At 64.9% G+C, this 19,721-nt stretch carries 15 protein-coding genes and 1 tRNA gene; 10 read left to right on the top strand and 6 right to left on the bottom strand.

Annotation, left to right across the window (positions count from 1 at the left end; all coding sequences use genetic code 11):
* The first annotated feature begins 29 nt into the window (after positions 1–29).
* Entirely contained in the window at positions 30–2,495 is a 2,466-nt protein-coding gene (locus tag AM590_RS10605; protein ID WP_058827458.1) for an ATP-dependent DNA helicase, read from the top strand.
* Positions 2,492–2,986 (top strand): KEOPS complex subunit Cgi121, encoded by a 495-nt coding sequence (gene cgi121, locus AM590_RS10600; protein ID WP_058827457.1) that lies wholly within the window; start codon positions 2,492–2,494, stop codon positions 2,984–2,986. The genes AM590_RS10605 and cgi121 overlap by 4 nt, the downstream gene beginning before the upstream one ends.
* Before the next feature lie 161 nt (positions 2,987–3,147).
* Here the strand turns inward: cgi121 and AM590_RS10595 are convergent.
* A tRNA-Gln gene (locus AM590_RS10595) sits at positions 3,148–3,220 on the bottom strand.
* 132 nt (positions 3,221–3,352) lie between these two features.
* On the opposite strand from AM590_RS10595, the gene AM590_RS10590 reads away from it, so the two are divergent.
* Together AM590_RS10590 and AM590_RS10585 are read left to right on the top strand one after the other, a co-directional pair.
* Positions 3,353–3,925 (top strand): IMP cyclohydrolase, encoded by a 573-nt coding sequence (locus AM590_RS10590; RefSeq protein WP_058827456.1) that lies wholly within the window; start codon positions 3,353–3,355, stop codon positions 3,923–3,925.
* Positions 3,926–4,016: 91 nt separating this feature from the next.
* Positions 4,017–4,676: a metallophosphoesterase gene (locus AM590_RS10585; protein ID WP_058827455.1), complete on the top strand. Its 660-nt coding sequence runs from the start codon at positions 4,017–4,019 to the stop codon at positions 4,674–4,676.
* Between the two features lie 1,222 nt (positions 4,677–5,898).
* Here the strand turns inward: AM590_RS10585 and AM590_RS10580 are convergent.
* Both AM590_RS10580 and AM590_RS10575 read right to left on the bottom strand, forming a co-directional pair.
* Positions 5,899–7,245 carry a tryptophanase gene (locus AM590_RS10580; RefSeq protein WP_058827454.1) on the bottom strand — a complete coding sequence of 449 codons (1,347 nt, stop codon included), beginning with the start codon at positions 7,243–7,245 and terminating at the stop codon, positions 5,899–5,901.
* Between the two features lie 222 nt (positions 7,246–7,467).
* On the bottom strand, positions 7,468–8,646 hold the full coding sequence (locus AM590_RS10575) for an aspartate kinase (protein WP_058827453.1): 1,179 nt from the start codon (positions 8,644–8,646) through the stop codon (positions 7,468–7,470).
* A gap of 187 nt (positions 8,647–8,833) precedes the next feature.
* Between AM590_RS10575 and AM590_RS10570 the strand changes: the two genes are divergently transcribed.
* Positions 8,834–9,262 carry a hypothetical protein gene (locus tag AM590_RS10570; RefSeq protein WP_058827452.1) on the top strand — a complete coding sequence of 143 codons (429 nt, stop codon included), beginning with the start codon at positions 8,834–8,836 and terminating at the stop codon, positions 9,260–9,262.
* 153 nt (positions 9,263–9,415) lie between these two features.
* Positions 9,416–10,225 carry a ZIP family metal transporter gene (locus tag AM590_RS10565; RefSeq protein WP_058827479.1) on the top strand — a complete coding sequence of 270 codons (810 nt, stop codon included), beginning with the start codon at positions 9,416–9,418 and terminating at the stop codon, positions 10,223–10,225.
* Positions 10,226–10,349: 124 nt separating this feature from the next.
* Here AM590_RS10565 and AM590_RS10560 read toward each other — a convergent pair whose 3' ends face one another.
* A complete protein-coding gene (locus AM590_RS10560; RefSeq protein WP_058827451.1) occupies positions 10,350–11,477 on the bottom strand; it encodes an NADH:flavin oxidoreductase in 1,128 nt (375 codons plus the stop codon).
* A 143-nt stretch (positions 11,478–11,620) separates the two neighbouring features.
* A complete protein-coding gene (locus AM590_RS10555; RefSeq protein ID WP_058827450.1) occupies positions 11,621–13,213 on the bottom strand; it encodes a DNA-directed DNA polymerase II small subunit in 1,593 nt (530 codons plus the stop codon).
* 78 nt (positions 13,214–13,291) lie between these two features.
* Between AM590_RS10555 and AM590_RS10550 the strand changes: the two genes are divergently transcribed.
* Positions 13,292–14,170 carry a S26 family signal peptidase gene (locus AM590_RS10550; RefSeq protein ID WP_172795788.1) on the top strand — a complete coding sequence of 293 codons (879 nt, stop codon included), beginning with the start codon at positions 13,292–13,294 and terminating at the stop codon, positions 14,168–14,170.
* A gap of 41 nt (positions 14,171–14,211) precedes the next feature.
* On the opposite strand, the gene AM590_RS10545 is transcribed toward AM590_RS10550, so the two are convergent.
* A complete protein-coding gene (locus tag AM590_RS10545) occupies positions 14,212–15,885 on the bottom strand; it encodes a Cdc6/Cdc18 family protein (RefSeq protein WP_058827449.1) in 1,674 nt (557 codons plus the stop codon).
* Positions 15,886–17,597: 1,712 nt separating this feature from the next.
* Between AM590_RS10545 and AM590_RS10540 the strand changes: the two genes are divergently transcribed.
* From AM590_RS10540 to AM590_RS10530, 3 genes are read left to right on the top strand one after another with little or no spacing between them, the layout of a single operon-like run.
* Positions 17,598–18,239, top strand: coding sequence for an Era-like GTP-binding protein (locus tag AM590_RS10540; RefSeq protein ID WP_004974066.1), 642 nt, complete (start codon positions 17,598–17,600; stop codon positions 18,237–18,239).
* 6 nt (positions 18,240–18,245) lie between these two features.
* Positions 18,246–18,638, top strand: a complete 393-nt coding sequence (locus AM590_RS10535) for a DUF2073 domain-containing protein (protein ID WP_004044951.1) — start codon at positions 18,246–18,248, stop codon at positions 18,636–18,638.
* Between the two features lie 48 nt (positions 18,639–18,686).
* A complete protein-coding gene (locus AM590_RS10530; RefSeq protein WP_082677710.1) occupies positions 18,687–19,685 on the top strand; it encodes a Zn-ribbon containing protein in 999 nt (332 codons plus the stop codon).
* Positions 19,686–19,721: the final 36 nt, after the last annotated feature.

Raw genomic sequence — 19,721 nt, 5'->3', positions numbered from 1 at the left:
AAACCGGGGGACGGTCCAAGGGAGATGCAATGCGAACTGCGGACCTGACGGGCCTGCCGACGGGAATTCCCGAGGCCCTCCGCGACGAGGGTATCGAGGAGCTGTACCCGCCGCAGGCCGAGGCCGTCGAGGCCGGCCTGACAGACGGCGAGAGCCTCGTGGCCGCCGTCCCGACGGCGAGCGGGAAGACGCTCATCGCCGAACTGGCGATGCTGTCGAGCGTCGCGCGCGGCGGGAAGGCGCTGTACATCGTCCCGCTCCGGGCGCTCGCCTCCGAGAAGAAAGCCGAGTTCGAGCGCTGGGAGGAGTACGGCATCGACGTGGGCGTCTCGACCGGCAACTACGAGTCCGACGGCGAGTGGCTCTCCTCGCGCGACATCATCGTCGCCACCTCCGAGAAGGTCGACTCGCTCGTCCGGAACAACGCGGCGTGGATGGACCAACTCACCTGCGTCGTCGCCGACGAGGTCCACCTCGTCGACGACCGCCATCGGGGGCCGACCCTGGAGGTCACGCTGGCGAAGCTCCGCCGGCTCAACCCGAACCTGCAGGTCGTCGCGCTCTCGGCGACCGTCGGCAACGCGGGCGTCGTCGCCGACTGGCTCGACGCGAAACTCGTCAAGTCCGACTGGCGACCCATCGACCTCAAGATGGGCGTCCACTACGGCAACGCCGTCTCCTTCGCCGACGGGAGCCAACGCGAGGTGCCGGTCGGCCGCGGGGAACGACAGACGCCCGCGCTCGTCGCCGACGCGTTGGAGGGCGACGGCGACGGCGACCAAGGCTCCTCGCTCGTCTTCGTGAACTCGCGGCGCAACGCGGAGTCCGCGGCCCGCCGCATGGCCGACGTGACGGAGCGGTACATCACCGGCGACGAGCGGAGCGACCTCGCGGAACTCGCCGCCGAGATACGCGACGTGTCCGACACCGAGACCTCCGAGGACCTCGCCGCGGCGGTCGCCAAGGGCGCGGCGTTCCACCACGCGGGGCTCGCCGCGGAGCACCGAACCCTCGTGGAAGATGCCTTCCGCGACCGGCTCATCAAATGTATCTGCGCGACACCGACGCTCGCGGCCGGCGTCAACACCCCGAGCCGCCGCGTCGTCGTCCGCGACTGGCAGCGCTACGACGGCGACTACGGCGGCATGAAGCCGCTGGACGTGCTCGAAGTCCACCAGATGATGGGTCGGGCCGGCCGCCCCGGCCTCGACCCCTACGGCGAGGCGGTCCTGCTCGCGAAGGACGCGGACGCCCGCGACGAGCTGTTCGAGCGGTACATCTGGGCCGACGCCGAGGACGTGCGGTCGAAGCTCGCGGCCGAGCCCGCCCTGCGGACGCATCTGCTCGCGACGGTCGCCTCCGGCTTCGCCCACACCCGCGAGGGACTGCTCGAATTCCTCGACCAGACGCTTTACGCGACCCAGACCGACGACCCCGAGCGACTCGGACAGGTGACAGACCGCGTGCTCGACTACCTCGAAGTGAACGGGTTCGTCGAGTTCGACGGAGAGACGATTCGGGCGACGCCCGTCGGCCACACCGTCTCGCGGCTCTACCTCGACCCGATGAGCGCCGCGGAAATCATCGACGGCCTCGAATGGGCCGCGGACCACCGGAACGAGAAGCTCCGGGCCCTCGCGGGTGAGACGCCGGAGAAGCCGAAACGAGACCGGAGCGAGTCGGACGATGAGCCCGGTGGCTTCCAGCGGGCGAGCGAGATGGTCGCCGACGACGCCGGCGGTGGAGGCGGTGCGGACGGCGGCGACGGCGACGCCGACGAGTTCGAGACGGACCGGACGTATCCGACGCCGCTCGGCCTCTACCACCTCGTCTGCCGGACGCCGGACATGTATCAGCTCTACCTGAAGTCCGGCGACCGCGAGACGTACACCGAACTGTGCTACGAGCGCGAACCCGAGTTCCTCGGGCGCGTTCCCTCGGAGTACGAGGACGTGGCGTTCGAAGACTGGCTGTCGGCGCTGAAGACCGCGAAACTCCTCGAAGACTGGGTCGGCGAGGTGGACGAGGACCGCATCACCGAGCGCTACGGCGTCGGCCCCGGCGACATCCGCGGGAAGGTCGAGACCGCCGAGTGGCTCCTCGGTGCGGCCGAGCGACTCGCCTCCGAACTCGACCTCGATTCGGTGTACGCGGTCCGCGAGGCGAAAAAGCGCGTCGAGTACGGCGTCCGCGAGGAACTGCTCGACCTCGCCGGCGTCCGCGGCGTCGGCCGAAAGCGCGCCCGTCGGCTGTTCGAGGCCGGCGTCGAGAGTCGGGCCGACCTCCGCGAGGCCGACAAGTCGCGCATCCTCGCCGCTCTCCGTGGTCGCAGGAAGACGGCCCAGAACATCCTCGAAGCCGCAGGTCGAAAGGACCCGTCGATGGACGAGGTGGACGAAGGCGACGCGCCGGACGACGCCGTCCCCGACGACGCCGGCTTCGAGACGGCCAAAGAGCGCGCCGACCAGCAGGCCAGTCTGGGTGATTTCGAATGAGGCTCGTCGAAGCCGAGGCGACCGTCTCGGACCTCGATTCGTTCATCGCGGTCGTCGGCGAGGTAGCCGACGAGACGGGCGCGACGGTGCAGGCGTTCGACGCTCGGTACATCGTGGACCGCGAGCACCTCGAACGGGCGACCGCACTCGCCGACCGAGCCATCGGCCGCGGCAACGAAATCGCCCGCGACCGGGCCGTCGAAATCCTCCTCTACGCCAGCGGCCGCCGGCAGATCAACCGCGCGTTCGAAATCGGCGTCTCGGAGGGGACGCTCCCCGTCGTGATTCTCGTCGACGGCGGCGACGAGGCCGACGCCGAGGCCGCGCTGTTCGACCGGCTCGACCTCGAACCCGCAGAGACTCTCGGCGACTACGACGAGAGCCTCGTACGCGACGTGTTCGGCGTGGGCGAGACGGAGTTGAACGTCGCCGACGGCGACCTCCCGGTGCTGGTCAAAGAACGAGTGGCGCTCCTCGCGGTCGAACGCTAATCAGTTTTCGCGGCCTGTATCGTCCGAATTCGAGGGTTTGAGAACCACGTGCTGGAGAATTCCACTCGAAACGGACCCCTTTGGTTTCTGAAACCTACCCCTTCGTTTCAACTGGAGAACAGGGGACGGCGCGGCCTCAAAGAGCGTGAGAATCGGAGAAGTAGTCCCACCAGGATTCGAACCTGGGTCGTTGCCCCCAGAAGGCAACAGGATTGGCCACTACCCCATGGGACTTCGCATCAGTTCGTACTTCGCGGGTATTTGTAAACGTTGCGTGTCGATTCCGCCGTGCGATTTTATGCCATGGTGACGGACAGACGTGCATAAACCGCCAACTATTTGCCCCTATTCTATCCACTCCCGTGTATGTACGTCGGACGTTTCGTCGTCGTTGGCCCCGGAATCGGTGCGTATCGCGTCTCCTCTCGGTCCTTCCCGAACCGACAGGTCGTCGACCGGGACGGCACCCTGACCGTCGGGCCGACGCCCAACGCCCCCGAGACCGACAACCCCTACATCGCCTACAACTGCGTCCGCGAGGGCGGCGATTACGTCGTCGTCGGCAACGGCTCGCAGGTCGACCCCATCGCGGAGAAACTCGACCTCGGCTACCCACCCCGCGACGCCCTCGCCGAGATTCTGCTCGCGCTCGACTACGAGAAAGACGACTACGACACGCCTCGAATCGCGGGCGTCGTCGGCGACGACGAGGCGTTCATCGGAATCGTCCGCAAGGACGCGCTCGTCGTGGAAGCCGTCACCGAACCCACACTCGTGGCGACCTACGAGGAAGACGACCCGCGCGCGTTCGACCTCGACGCCGAGACCGCGGCCGACGCGGCCCGCGAACTGTACGATCACGAGTTCGAACACGCCGTCTGCGCCGCCGCCGCGACCGTCGGCGACGCGGTCGAGACCGCCTTCTACAACGGCGAATAACGCGACTTCGGCGTCTCGCCGCGGGCGGACGCGCTGTCGTACGAGCCACCTCGGCCCGAGATTTTTCAGCCGCGACACCGTACACGGAGCCATGCGTCTGGGCGTCATCTCGGACGTGCACGGGAACCTCCCGGCACTCGACGCGGTGCTCGAATCGATGCCGCCGGTCGACGGGCTGGTCTGCGCCGGCGACGTGGTCGGCTACAACCCCTGGCCCGACGAGTGCGTGTCCGAACTCATCGAGCGGGACGTGCCGACGGTCTCGGGGAACCACGACCGTGCGGTCACGTCGGGGACCGGCTTCCGCTTCAACAGCATGGCGGCCGCGGGAGTCGACTACGCCCGCGACGCGCTGTCGCCGGCGTCGATGGAGTGGCTCTCCGGGCTTCCGAAGACACGCACCCTTGCCGACGGCCGGGTCAAACTCGCCCACGGTCACCCCGACCACCCCGACCGCTACACCTATCCCGACGACTTCTCGCCGTCGCTCCTCGACGGCGAGGACCTGCTGGTGTTGGGTCACACCCACGTGCAGGGCCACCGTATCTACGACGACGGAATCGTCCTGAATCCCGGAAGCGTCGGCCAGCCCCGCGACGGCGACCCGCGGGCGGCCTACGCGGTCGCCGACCTCGACGCGATGGAAATCAAAGCCGAGCGCGTCAACTACGACATCGACCGCGTCGCAGAGCGCGTGCGCGAGGTCGGCCTGCCGGAGCGGTTAGCGAGTCGGCTGTACGAGGGGAAGTAGGGAAAAATGGCTCTGTTGAAATCCTCAGTCACTGATAGCTTGTTGAGGCCGTACTGCATAGAGGGCGCAAGTCGGTCATTGAGTGACACAACATTACAAAAATCAATATGGCTCTCTGAGATATCGACTCCCTTCAAGAGGATACCCCCGAATTGAAAGTTCCTCAGTTGACTCCGGTGTAATAAGATATGTAACCTCGTAACTGAAGTCAGTTGGTTGGATGATTCTGTAGATGTCTTTTATTTCTCCGTGGCAACTCATGTTGACGGCAAACTCTGAGGACGACTGTCTTTCTAACTCAGTCACAGTACATTCGCTGATTATCTTATCGCCCCTATCGCGGGTCAGCCCACGTGACTGAATAAGTTCGTTGTGAAGCAACCGCTCCTCGTATTTGACTGCATAAGTCTGGACGCTCGACTCGGTTAATTGAGTTGGGCGGTCGGGAGCGGATGGAGACGCTTCACTGTGTACAGAAGGGCTGTACGGGGAGTCAGGGATGAAAAATGTAGCCAGAAATAGTATGCCAATGAAGAGAACCAACGTGTGGGACTTTTTCATTTTCTGTAACTCATCTCAATTGGTATGCTTTGCAAATAAATATTGTTAGAATATTGAATTGACTATCTATTTGCGAGACTCATCCTCTGAGTTCAGCACGCTGCTTCTGACAGGATTTGGGGAGGTCTCTGTGGGCGTGCTGAACTCAGGGCGCCTCAGTTTGATGCTGTATTCCTGTTGTTCTGACCTAACTTGCGCCGGATGAAGACGAACGAAAGAGCGAGAATACTCGCTATTTCTGCCCCGATAGCAGGGAGAACGCGCCACAGTGGAGTCGGTTCAGAGAACCCAGACCTCGGATACAAGACTGCATCAAAGTAGCCAAATCGATGAAGCGTCATGAACAACAACGCGACTACGCCAGCTAATGCGAACACAGTAACGGGGGTCTGAAGCGTCTTGTTCAGTGAGTTCTTTCGAGTCCACAACAGCCAAAATGACGAACCGGTAAGCGCGATTCCGGCGAGTATGAAATCGGGTGTTGTGGAGGGCGGAACCATGTCACTAAGAGTGACTGTATCCTTATCGACTTTTGGGGAAATCTTGAGAGACATTGAGTTGGCTCGTGCTGAACTCACGCTCTGTATGTGTCACGCGGATTCTGTCAAAAATCCGAGTATTTCAACAGATCCGGAAAAATCGAGTAGCTATCCTGAGGCCGTCAGTTCGACACCGGTTCGAGCCGCGCCGAGAAGTGGCGAAGCTCCTTCATCGGTGGCTCCTCGACGATTTCGAGGCCGCCGTACTCGCCGGCGGAGTCCATCACCTTCGCGGCCGTCTCGGCGACGTGTTCGAGGTGTTCGCGGCTGTACGTACGCCGCGGGAGCGCGAGGCGCACGAGGTCCGGGCGGTCGGTGCCGGGGAACGCGAAGCCGCCGAGTTCGACGCCGCGGACGCCGCCTTCGAGGTAGAGCGCACAGACGAGTTCCTGTCCGGGGAACTCGTCTTTCGGGATGTGCGGGAACACCTCGCCGGCGTCGAGATAGACCGCGTGCCCGCCGGTCGGCTGGTAGACGGGGACGCCAGCCTCGACGAGGAGGTCGCCCAGTTCGGCCACCTGCTCGACGCGGTCGGACACGTACGGCGGCGTGACGGCCTCGCGGAGGCCGACGGCCATCGCCTCGATGTCGCGGCCCGAGAGGCCGCCGTAGGTGGGAAAGCCCTCGTAGAGGATGGCTCGCTGTTTCGCGTGTTCGAACACCGTCTCGTCGCGCATCGCGGCGAAGCCGCCGATATTGACGAGCGCGTCCTTCTTGCCGGACATCGTGATGGCGTCGGCGTGTTCGAACTGCGCGCGGGCGATTTCGGCGACCGAGTGGTTCTCGTAGCCCGCCTCGTGGGTCTTGATGAAGTGGGCGTTCTCGGCGAACCGGCAGGCGTCGATGACGAACATGGCGTCGATGTCGCGGGCGAACTCGGCGGTGGCCCGGATGTTCGCCATCGAGACAGGCTGGCCGGCGACGGAGTTGTTCGTGATGGTGAGGACGACGACGGGAATCGCGTCGGCGCCGACCTCCTCGACGAGCGCGTAGCCCGCGTCGATGTCGAAGTTACCCTTGAACGTCTCCGTCGAGTTGGGGTCCCGAGAGGCTGGCGACGGGCAGTCGACCGGTTCCGCACCCTGATTGACGATGTGGGCGCGGGTCGTATCGAAGTGCGAGTTGTTCGGTACCACGTCGCCGTCCTCCAAGAGGACGCCGTAGAGGACGTTCTCCGCCCCGCGACCCTGATGGGTCGGCACGACGTGCTCGAAGCCCATCACGTCGCGGACCGACGCCGCGAGTCGGGCGAACGACTCGCTTCCGGCGTAGGCCTCGTCGCCGCGAATCATCGCCGCCCACTGCTCTGCGGACATGGTGCCCGTCCCCGAATCGGTCAGGAGGTCGATATACACGTCGCGGGCGTCGAGGTTGAACGCGTTGTAGCCGGCCCGTTCGAGGGCGGCCTCGCGCTCCTCGCGCGAGGGGAGTTCGATGGGCTCGACCATCTTCGCCTTGTACGATTTCATGCCCGCAATAGGCCCGCGAATGTGAAGTAATCTGCAGGCGGAAAATCGAGGGACGACGGCCGGTTTTCGGCGCTCGTGGACGGGAGTGTACATCGGTGTCGCCAGCTGTTCCGCTCTCGCCACGAAGCGACCTCGGCGACCGTCGCGTACCACCGGCTGTTCGGCGTCGCTGGCGGGGACGCGAGCGCGTGAAAACAGCGTCGAGAGGAACTGAAACCGAACTCAGAACTCGTCTTGGATGATGCCGAGCGTCTCTTCGCGGTCGTCCCACGCCACGAAGATGGCGACGGAGGTCGCGGAGGTGATGGCGTCGTGGATGTTGATGCCGGCCTCGGACAGCGGTTGGACGATGTCGAAGATGACTCCGGGGCGGTTCGGAAGTTCGCCGCCGGTGACGCGGATGACGGCGATGTCGTCTTCGACGGTGACCGACGACAGCGCGTCGTCGGCGACGACGCGGTCGTGGAGGACGGCCTCGGCCCGGTCTGAGTCCTCTTCGAGGATGTAGAACGTGATAGAGTCCATCCCGGAGGCGACCGAGTCGACGTTGATGTCCTCGTCTCGGAGCGCCGTCGAGAGGTCCGCGAGGATGCCCGGTCGGTTACGAATCGCCCGCCCGGCGACGGTGAGACACGCGAGGGGCTCTTCCTGCATGTCGATGAGGTTGTGGAACTCCCCTTCGATGAGCGTCCCGCCGGTGAGCAGGTCGCCGTGCTGGTAGTGGACGACGCGAACGTCGAGCGCCGCGTCCTTGTACGAGAGCGCGGACGGCGCGACGACTTCTGCTCCGCGGAACGAGAGATTCCGGAGCTCGTCGACGGTGATGCGACCGACGTTGCGCGCGCCCTCGACGACGCGCGGGTCGCCGGTCATGACGCCCTCCACGTCGGTCACGATGACGACCTCGTCGGCGTCCATGTAGTTGCCGAGCATCACGGCGGAGGTGTCGGAGCCGCCGCGGCCGAGCGTCGTGATTTCGCCGTCGTGGTTCTGCGCGAGGAAGCCGGTGATGACCGGGACGACGCCGTCGAGTTCGGCGGCGAGCTTCGCGGCCCGCTCGCGGGTCGCCTCGACGTCGACCTCACCGAGGTCGTTCGTGATGACCGGCCACTCGTCGGTGCCGGGTTCGACGAACAGGGCGTTGACGCCGCGGGCGGCCAGCGCCGCCTTGAGCATGCGCACGCTGGTCCGCTCGCCCATCGAGACGATTTCCGCGCGGTCGCGGTCGTCGGCCTCGAACTTGATTTCGTCGAGGAGGTCGTCGGTCGTCGAGCCCATCGCGGAGGCGACGACGGCGATTTCGTGGCCGTGTTCGACGGCCGCGGCGATGGAGTCGGCGGCGCGATTGATTCGGTCGCCGCTACCGAGCGAGGTGCCGCCGAACTTCGCGACTACGCGCATCGTCCCTCCGGTGCGTCGCGTCGCTTCGGGGCTTCGTTGGTAAACATGCGAGGGGCTAACGCGGGGGGACGTATAACTATGTCCTCCGGTTCAACCGTTGCCGTCACCCGCGAATCCGGGGACGAGACGGCTCGTACCGCCGCCTCGCGTGCGGAGATTTATCACCGAAGCCGCGGTACGTTCAGGTATGGATGTCAGAGACGCCGTGGACACCGACGCCGAGGCGCTCGCCGCCGTCGCCGACGCGCCGATACGGGCGATGCGTCGGCTGATACGCGACCGGACGGTTCGCCTCGCCACCGCCGACACGGGCTCTGACCCGAACGTCGACGCGCCGGCGGACGACGAGCCGGTGCTCGGGTTCGTTGGCTTCGACGTCCGCGACGGCGTCGTCCACGTCACTCGACTCGGCGGCACCGAGCCGGCGGTGCGGCGGCTGCTCGAAGAGCCGCTCCGCTTCGCCAGCGCCGAGGACCTGCCGGTGGAGGTGCTCGTCCTCGAATCCGAGGCCCCGCTGTGCGAGGCGGTCGAGCACGTCGGCTTCGACCGGGTCGGTCACGGCCCGCGGTTCGAGGGGTCGCCGACGGTCCGGTACGTTCTCGACGAGACGGAATAGTCCTGCCCGCGGGTCGCGGCCACCCAGTTCGCTCCCGTCGCGCGCAACGAGGGAGCGGTCGGCGAGAGCCGACGGAGGGCATACATACCTCCCTCTCGTTTGGTGGCCCATGATCGACCGACACGGAAACCGACCGCCGGGAGTGAGACGACCGTGACCGCGGTGGAAGAGCTGTTCGTCTCACTCGCCGGGTCGAGTCCGGTGATGCAGGGTCTCCTCGGCGGCATCGTCATCGCCGGCATGAACATGCTGGGCGCACTTCTCATTCTCATCTGGCGCGACCCGTCGAAGCGCTCGCTCGACACGCTCCTCGGCTTCGCGGCTGGTGTGATGCTCGCCGCGAGTTTCACGAGTCTCATCCTCCCCGGTATCGAGGCGGCGGGCGGGAATCCGATTCCCGTCCTCGTCGGTTTCGTCATCGGGGTCGTCGTCCTCGACCAAGCGGACCTGTGGATTCCGCACGTCCACATCCTCGTGACCGGGAAGACACGGCTTGACGCCCCTGAAACGGAGAAGAAGATGGCTTCGGTCGTCCTCTTTATCATCGCCATCACCATCCACAACATGCCCGAGGGCCTCGCCGTCGGGGTCGGCTTCGGCTCCGGCGACCTCGGGACGGCAATCCCGCTGATGCTCGCCATCGGCATCCAGAACATTCCCGAGGGGCTGGCAGTCTCCATCGCCGCCGTCAACGCCGGCCTCCGAAACACGACCTACGCGACGTTCGCGGGCATCCGCGCCGGCCTCGTGGAGATTCCGCTCGCCGTCTTCGGCGCGTGGGCCATCCAGTACGCCTCGGCGCTGCTTCCCTACGCGATGGGCTTTGCCGCCGGCGCGATGCTGTTCGTCATCTCCGACGAAATCGTCCCCGAGACGCACTCGAACGGCCACGAGCGCGTGGCGACGTTCGGGACGATGGTCGGCGTCATCGTGATGCTCTACCTCGACGTGACCCTCGGGTAGTCGAATCGGCGTCGCGGAGTTCGAAAACAGGGCGCTCCGGGACGCCGCAAAAACAGGAGTTCGAGTGGAAGCGAAGGGGTTCAGCCGCCGGTTCGGCGTCAGAGAGCCCCGTGTCGAGGGCGCGTCAGTCGTCCGCGAGCGGCAGTTCAGACGGGATCTCGTGGTCCGAGAGCCCGGCGGTCGGCGCGAGGAACTTCGCCGGGTCGAACGCGTCGAGGTCGTCTCCGGCGGCCACGCGCGCCGGCCAGTCCGGGTTGGCGAGCGCGCTCGTCCCCAACGTGAACAGGTCCGCGCCGGCGTCGACGGCGGTACGCGCCGCGTCGGGGTCGCCGAGACCGCCGTTAGCGATAACGACCGTGTCGTCCGTGACGTACTCGGCGGCGGCTTCGGCGAGCGACGGGCCGTCCGCGCCGAAGGTCGGGCTGGTCGCGTCGGTCTCGGTCGTGTGGACGTAGTCGGCTCCGACCGCCGACAGCTCCTCGAAGAAGACCGCGGCCGCGTCCTCGCCTTCTGGCCACTCGTAGTCGCCGTCGGTCACTTTCTCCTGTGAGACGCGGATACCGACGACGAACTCCTCGGGGACCGCGTCGGCGACTGCCGAAAGGACCTCCGCGGGGTATTTGACCCGAGACTCGGGACCGCCGCCGTACTCGTCGTCACGCCGGTTCGCGTCCGCCGCGAGGAACTCGTTGAGTAGGTAGCCGTTCGCGCCGTGGAGTTCCACGCCGTCGAAGCCGGCTTCGACCGCGTTCCTCGCCGCCCGGACGAAGCCCTCCCGGACGGTTTCGAGGTCCGCCTCGTCAGCCGACTTCGGGACGGCGAACTCGCCGCTGCCGCCGTAGGCTTCGGCCTTCTGGCCGTCGGGCTGGACCGCGGAAGGCGCGAGCGTCCGATCGCCGTCGAGATGGGGGTTCCCCTGCGACTGCGCCCCGGCGTGCATCAACTGCGCGAAAATCGGCGTGTCGACCTCGTGGACGGCGTCCGTGACGTTCGTCCACGCCTCGACGTGGTCGTCGGTGACGAGCCCCGGCTGGTTCAGATAGCCCTGACTGTACGCGTCGTCCGTGTAGACGCCCTCGGTGACGAGAAAGCCGAAGCCGCCGTCGGCGAACTTCCGGTAGTAGTGGGCCATCTCGTTCGTCGCCAACCCCTCGTCGGTGGCGCTGATACGCGTCATCGGTGCCAACCCGGTCCGGTTAGCGAGCGACAGGTCGTTCGGGCTCGTCGCGTCGAACAGCGCGTCGTCAGTCATCACCGATTCTGCGCACGTCGCGGATAAAAAGCGACGGCGGAATGGTCCCGACCGCCGCACATCCGGCGTGCTATCAGGGTACATCCTGGGCGGGAGAACGGTCGCCGGGTCGGACGGTCGTCAGGAGCGAAACGGTCGCCGACTCAGGAGAACTTCCGGACGGTCATGTTCAGCGTGTCGAGGTCGACGATGGGGGCGTACCCGGCGTCGGGGTCGATGTTGACGGACTTCTGGAAGTCGGTCTGGGCCTGCCAGCAACCGGAGTTGACCGCGAGGACGTTGTGGTACTTGCCCCAGCCGAGCTTGTGGACGTGGCCGGTGTGGAAGATGTCGGGCACGTCCTCCATGACGAGGTAGTCGAGTTCCTCGGGCGCGAGGCGGGTGTGACCCCCGAACTGCGGCGCGACGTGGCGCTTCTTCAGGAGCTGGTACATCGCCTTGTGTGGCTCGTCGTAGCTCGCCTTATCGGCCGGTAGCTCGGCGATGACCTCGTCAAGTGAGACGCCGTGGTACATGAGGACGTTGACGCCTTCGAGCGTGACCATCGAGGGATTGCTCGTAATACGAGCGTCGTGGGCCGACATGATGTCGCGGAGTTCGTCGTCGAAGCCGGGCTGGGGCTCCGCGAGTCGGACCGCGTCGTGGTTGCCCGGAATCATCACGATGTCGAGGTCGCCGGGCACTGATTTGAGGTGCTCCGAGAATGCCTCGTACTGCTCGTAGATGTCGATGACGTCGAGTTCCTCGTCCTGATTCGGGTAGACGCCGACGCCCTCGACCATGTCGCCGGCGATGAGGAGGTACTCGATGCGCTCTGCCTCCTCGGTGTGGAGCCAGTCGGCGAATCGATTCCACGCGCCGGCCATGAACTCCTGACTGCCGACGTGTACGTCCGAGATGAGCGCCGCCTGCACGTCTCTGTCGGCGGTGTTGGCGCGGTGGCTCCGCGGCACGTCGGGGAAGTGCATCGAGTCGACGAAGAGGATACCCGCGTCGCCCGAAAGCGTCCCCTGTACCGCGATGCACTCGTCCATGAGGAGTTCGTCGACGTAGCTCGCGATGTCTTTGTCCTTCATCACGAGACAGGGGAACGTTCCCGTCGTGTCCTCGAGGTCGATAATCCAGTGACCGCTCTTGGTGGAGCGAACGTCGTCGACGAGGCCGATGAGTTCCGCGTCCTCGCCGCCGGACATCTTCGAGATGGCCTTCGCGGGACGGTGGTTGACGCGCCCGCGAAGCATCTTCGAGAGCTTCTCGTAGCGGTCGCGGAACACCTTCACGAAGTCGTCGTACTCGCCGGTGCCCGTCGACTGGCCGGTCATGTCGTTGGCGATTTCGAGGGACCGAAGCGCCGGGTCGACGTTCCGTCCGGTCGGCCCACCCTCGGCTTCGGCTGGAGCCGATTGAGCGGTGTGGTCCGCGTTGTCGTGCGATGTTGCAGCGGAAACAGGGGGGTCTGGCTCGGCGGTGGCAGACGCGTCGGCGTCGACAGCCTGCGCGGCGGCCGGGCCGGTCGATTCCGTTCCCGGTGGGTCCGCGGCGGGGGCGGACGCGAGCACCTCGCGGACGTGGTCGGCGGTGATGCGAAGCGCGTCGTCCGGAACGGCTTCGACGACGCGGGCGAGGGTGCTGGCGGGGTCGTCGGAGCCGGCGATGAGGGTCACGGCCTCGCGTTCGGCGTTGTAGCCGCGACCGACGAGCGCCCGGACGATGCGCGCCGGCGTCTCCAGTGGCACACCCGGAGTGTGCGACACGCGGCAAAAAGGATGCCGAAACCCAGAACGTTGAAACCCAGTCCGGGTAAACTGGGAGTGATGAGTGACGACGACGGTCGCCCGCCCTCCCCCGACCCGCGGCGCGGTCCCGCCTCCGACGAAGGCGTACTAACTCGGCTCCGGACGGCAGAGGAGGGGCCGCTTCTGTTCGTCCGCGAAGTCCTGACGAGCGCGCTCGCCGTGTTGGCCGTCGGGTTGCTCCTGTTCGCGGTGAGCGGCGTGTGGCCACCGATGGTCGCCGTCGAAAGCGGGAGCATGGAACCGCACATGCACAAAGGCGACCTCGTGTTCATCACGGGACCGGAACGATTCGCCCCGGACGCGTCCGTCGAGGGAACCGCTGTCGTCACGGCTGAGACCGGTGCCGAAGTCGACTACCGGAAGTTCGGCGGGCCAGGTAGCGTCATCGTCTACGACGACCCCGGATCGGCAGGGCCCCCGATTATCCACCGGGCGATGTTCTGGGTCGACGAAGGAGAGAACTGGTACGACCGGGCGAACCCCGAGTACATGTCCGCCAACAACTGCCGGGAGCTCGCCAACTGCCCCGCCGACTACGCCGGCTTCATCACGAAAGGCGACAACAACCCGCGGTACGACCAGGTGAGCGGCATCGCCGACCCGGTCCGACCCGAGTGGATTCAAGGCGTCGCGCGGGTCCGCATCCCGCTTCTCGGCTGGGTCCGCCTGACGCTCGCCAACTCGATGGCGACGACGACGCCGGTCGCGCCCGTCTCTTTCGACTCCGTCGAGCCTGTCGAGTCTGTTGACGTGATGCCTGACGACACGGCGACCGACGACGTGACGACGATTGAGGCGACGGCTGCCGACGCACCGACGGCACCGCTTCAGGTCGAGCCATCGGAGCTATCGGAACCATCGGAGACACCGATGCGAGCCGGCGCGCTCGCGGCGTGACGTGAGTGCAGTAACAGAGTCGGAATTTCGAATTTCGTTCTTCAGTTGTCGAACCGCGCCTGCACGAACGGCTGTGCGCTCTCGATGTCGCCGAGTCGGGAGTCCGTCAGCAGGACGGCCTCGGTCTCGTCGATGGGGACAGAGAGGCTGATTTCCTTGGTCCGGCCGTAGCGACCCTTCGAGACGACGACGGCGTTGACGATGCCGAGCATGTCGAGTTCCGAGATGAGGTCGGTGACGCGGCGCTGAGTCAGTACGTCGGCATCAATCTCCTCGCAGAGGCGCTTGTAGATGTTGAACACCTCGCCGGTGTTGATGTTGCGGACGCCGTTTTTCTCCAGGAGGATGATGGCGAAGAGGACAATTTTCGACTGCGTGGGGAGGGTACGGACGACCTCGACCACGCGGTCGAGTTCGATTTTGTCCTGCGCCTGCCGGACGTGGGCCTCCTCGACGGTGTCGGCCTGCCCGCGCTCCGCGAGTTCGCCGGCCGTGCGGAGTAGGTCGAGTGCGCGCCGGGCGTCGCCGTGTTCCTGCGCGGCGAACGCGGCGCACAGCGGAATCACGTCGTCGGTGAGCGCGCCGGGCTTGAACGCCACGTCGGCGCGGTGCTGGAGGATGTCGCGGAGCTGGTTCGCGTCGTACGGCGGGAAGACGATTTCCTCCTCACCGAGGCTCGATTTGACCCGGGGGTCGAGGAAGTCGGTGAACTTCAGGTCGTTCGAGATACCCATGATGGAGATGCGGGAGTTGTCGAGTTCGGAGTTCATCCGCGAGAGGTTGTAGAGCGTGTCGTCGCCCGACTTTTCGACCAGTTTGTCGATCTCGTCGAGCATGATGACGACCACACGCTCCTTGTAGTCGACGGCGTCGAAAAAGGTCGTGTAGACGCGGTCGGTCGGCCACCCGGTCATCGGTACCGTCTCCATCTCGTCGGAGTCGTCGTCGAGTTCCGCCGCGCGCTCGTCTATCTCGGCGATGGAGTCGTAGGGCGTGTCTTCGAGGGCGTTGGGGTCTTCCGTCGCCCGCGTGCGCATCCCGTCGAGGCGTTCCTGTTCGGCCTCGATGCGCTCGACGTTCTTCTCGATGAACTTGTTCGCCAACTGCGCGAGCACGCGGTACTGCGTGTCCGTCACCTCGCAGTTGATGTACTCGACCTCGCAAGGTACGTCGTACTTCTGGGAGGTGGATTCGAGTTCCTGGCTGACGAACTTCGCGCTCGCGGTCTTCCCGGTTCCCGTCTTCCCGTAGATGAGGATGTTCGACGGCGTCTCCCCGCGCAGGGCGGAGACGAGAATCGTCGCCATCTGGTTTATCTGGTCGGTCCGGTGGGGGAGTTCGTGCGGCGTGTACGACGGGCGAAGGACTTCCTTGTTCTCGAAAATCGGCTCGCCGGCGAGGAGGTCGTCGAACAGGCCCTTGGACTCCTCGTCGTCGTTGAGAACGACCTTGTCGAGACCGACGTCGGGGTCTTTGTGCTGGTCGAGATCTTCGTCGGGGGCGTCGGCGTCGGGACCGATGCTCGCCTGAATGTCGATGTCTTCGGGGGAGACGTCGTCCTCGGCGGCGGCTGTCGATGCTCCGGTGGACGCATCGTCAGCGGACGCGTCGGTACTGGATGCATCGCCGGAGTCGTCGTCGATGGCGCTGTCGTCCGACGTGCTGTTCCCGACTTCCCCTCGTGTTCCGCCTCGCGGATTCTCTTCCTCGTCCATCGTGAATACCCCTTTGTTTCAAGTGGAATAGTCGCCCGCAGCGGCGCATAAGGTGCGTGAAGCCGGTGATAGCCGGCATCTACGCATCACGCCGAAAAAGGCGATTCCAGATGATGCAAAGGAACCAAACGAACAGTCGGTACAAAAATCTTACTTCTCCGACTTGTCTACCGTCGTTCGACCCGAACTCGGCCGGACGGGACCGTTTCAACACGAACGACTCCGACTCGATCGGAAGCGAAGACTCCGTAACTGCAGTTCGAAAGCGGGACTGGAGTAGTCGGTCGATTGGGGTCGTCATCGTGGATCGTCATCATGGGGTCGGCGGTCGTATCGACACCGGGAGTTGAACGTCTCGGAGTCGAAACCAGGGGCGGGAGTCAGAGACAGGTGAGAGGAGGTTCGGATGAAGGGGAGTAGTTCGAGTCGATCGGAGAGCGCAATCGGACAGAGTCGGTGAGCAGTCAGCGGACAGAGTCGGTCGAGCTGTTGGACGATTGGACTGTTGGACGATCGGACGGCTGGACGGTGAGGACTAGCAACGGTCCCGTCGAATTGAAACGCGTCGGTTCGAACAATCGCGCTCTGTCGAGTCGAACCGCGGGCCGTGTCGCGACTCCGAACGGCGGCGGTAAGTTTGGACGAACGACAGTCGTACACTGGACTCCCGGTCGACTCTGCACCGAATCTCCAGTCGGCACGAGCCCCACCGGTCCGCGTCGATGGAGTGGAAGTCGGAGTCGAGTAGGTGTCCGACGAGAAAAATTGGTGCTGGTGACCCCCTTGTTTCGTGTGGAGACGGCCGAAACGCGATTTCGGTGAAATCTGAGGCGAGAGCTATTTTGCGGCCGGTCTAACCCCTCCGTTTCCTATGCAATTAAGTGGTCGATCTCCAGTTCGACGGGAAACCCCTGGGCCTCGAATGCCCCACACCCCTTCGTTTCGGGTGGAGCCGTGAGAAGGTGGGGAGGGGGTCTCAGTGGCCTTTAGATAGGGATAGTTTTATCACGCATATTCGCATACCGTAACCGTACTGGGGCAAAAGGAGATATTATTGTACTCCCCTAGAATAGAATTAACGTCCGACCGCCGTCTAGCGGTCTCCCCCCACCCACCCCTTCGGGCCGTTCCACCCGAAACGAAGGGGTGGGGGTGTCCCGAGACGAGATGTTCACCTCCGTCGAAGCGGGCCCACTACGACCCCGACGCGAGTCTAATCCCGAACCGACGTGGTTACAGTCGTGTCAATCGGCCCATACTGTTGGTCCGTTGGGTGGTTCGTCCTGTTCGGTCCGTGCTCACCCGACTGACCAACTGACCGACTGATATCCACGGATCGGCCCGCAGACGAAACGGACGGGGTTACGAGGCACGGACTTCGCGAGACAGGTGGACTTCCCGGTAGGAACCTCTTCAGCACGCACACGTGTACGCCCGAAGTAGCAATTGGAAGAGCGGGTGTCCCGGCGTGTGAACCCTGTCGGCGGTCGGTCGGCCGCGTTCGACCGCTCGGTACGCTGCGGCTGAACGCTCATTCGTCGTTCGTCTCTGGACCGCTCGCGTCAGTCCGTCGCGACCGCTGTCCACGACGTTCCTTTCTGTCGTCCTGTCTCCCACGTGACTGGTGTCTGACGTAGTGCTTAAGTGAGTCCGGTTGGGTGATACCTCCATACGCCCTCCACGACGCGTTCGGGAGGTGCGGGAGGCCCAGGATGGGACTGCTCACAGATTTAAGAGACAGCATCTCACGAGTCGTCGACCGGCTCTTTTCGGAGAGCGAGCCGAAGCGGATCGGTATATATGGCCCGCCCAACGCCGGGAAGACGACTCTCGCAAACCGTATCGCCCGTGACTGGACTGGTGACGCCATCGGTCCCGAGAGCCACATCCCTCACGAGACTCGCCGCGCCAGGCGGAAGGAGAACGTCGAAATCGAGCGGAACGGCAAGAAAGTCACCATCGACATCGTCGACACGCCGGGTGTCACGACGAAGGTCGATTACAAAGAGTTCCTCGAACACGACATGGAGAAAGACGACGCCGTCCGCCGGTCCCGTGAGGCGACCGAGGGCGTCGCGGAGGCCATGCACTGGCTCCGCGAGGACGTCGACGGCGTCATCTACGTGCTCGACAGCACGAAGGACCCGATATCGCAGGTCAACACGATGCTCATCGGCATCATCGAGAGCCAGGACCTGCCCGTGCTCATCTTCGCGAACAAGATCGACCTCGAAGATTCGAACGTCGAGCGCATCGCGAACGCGTACCCACAGCACGAAACAGTCGAGTTGTCGGCGCTCGAAGGGGAGAACATGGACGAAGTGTACGCCAAAATCGCGGAGTACTTCGCGTGATTCACCATGCCTGAAGCAACCGCCTCCGACAACGGCTCCGACGGGGTCCAGATAGACCTCTTCAGCGGGAATCGGATGGCAAACCTCACGAGCATGGAGAAGATTCGGCTCATCCTCGACGGCGTCCGCGACGGCAACATCGTCATCCTCGAGGAGGGCCTTTCGCCCGATGAGGAGTCGAAGCTCATCGAGGTCACGATGGCCGAGATAAGCCCCGACGAGTTCAACGGAATCGAGATCGAGACGTATCCGCGTTCGCAGACTGCAGACCAGAGCTTCCTCGACCGACTCATGGGCCGACAGTCGACCCAGAAGCTCACCGTCATTGGTCCCGCGAACCAGATTCAGACGCTTCACAAGGACGAGAATCTCATCAGCGCGCTCGTCTCGCGAAAGTAGGGGGCACCACGAACGCCCTCACGCGCCATCCGGCGCCAACATCCATCAATGCCACATCAATGCACCACGTGCGGTAAGGTGTTCCCCGACGGCTCGAAGGAGATGCTCTCGGGGTGCCCGAGCTGCGGCGGCAACAAGTTTCAGTTCAAGCCCGCGTCGAGCGGGAGCGCTCCCGCGAGCGCCAGCGACGACACGCCGTCGACGGGCGGCGCCGGAACGCGGGACCTTACCTCCTCGGCGGCGGACGCCGTCCGAGACCGCGCGCAGCAGCAGTCCCACCCCGACGCGACCGACGAGGAGTCGATGACCGTCAGCGACTGGGCAAACGCGAATGCGAACCCGGACGCCCCACAGCGAACCGAGACCGGCGACACCGCCGACTCGATCCAGAACGAGCCATCGCCGACCGACGCGGCCGGCGCAAGTGACGCGGCTGGCGCGGCCGACGCGGGTAGTGAACCCGAAGACAAACCCCGCGGTTGGGGCGAGTGGCCGTCCGCGCCCGGTGAGTCTCCGGGAGCAGATCCGCAGGAGCCCCCAGCGTCGCGGAACGAATCCCGAGGTGAGTCCGCGACGGAGCGACCCAGTAGCTCGGCGGACTCGGCTTCTCCTCCGGACCGCGCACCCGGTAAAATCAACGCGCGCGAAACGGACGAGGATAACTCCCAGAAGAGCGCTCGAAGCGACGTCGTCACGCCCGAAGAACTCGCGGCCGCCGACGCGAACCGACGCGGCCCGGCGGCCGAGACGCCGTCCGAAGCGCCCCCAGACCCCGACGCGGCGGCCGGTCAGCCGGCCGAGGACGCGCCCACGGACGCGGACGGCACGGTCATCGAGCCGTCGTCCGACGACCGACCCAACCTAGACCAGCTCCGCGAGGAGCTCAACGACCAGTTCGAGAGCATCAAAATCGTCAATCCCGGGCAGTACGAGCTCAATCTCATGGAGCTGTACGACCGCGACGAGTACATCATCTCGCTTCGCGAGGACGGCCGCTACGTCATCGAAGTCCCGGACACTTGGGGCCCCGGCAACCGCGAAGACTGAGCGCGTTCCTCGCGCGACCTGATTTTTTGACCCCGT

The organism is Haloferax sp. Q22, from assembly GCF_001482285.1.
GTDB lineage: Archaea > Halobacteriota > Halobacteria > Halobacteriales > Haloferacaceae > Haloferax.
Note: the sequence above shows the minus strand (reverse complement) of the source record. Positions and strands in the feature narration are given on the sequence as shown.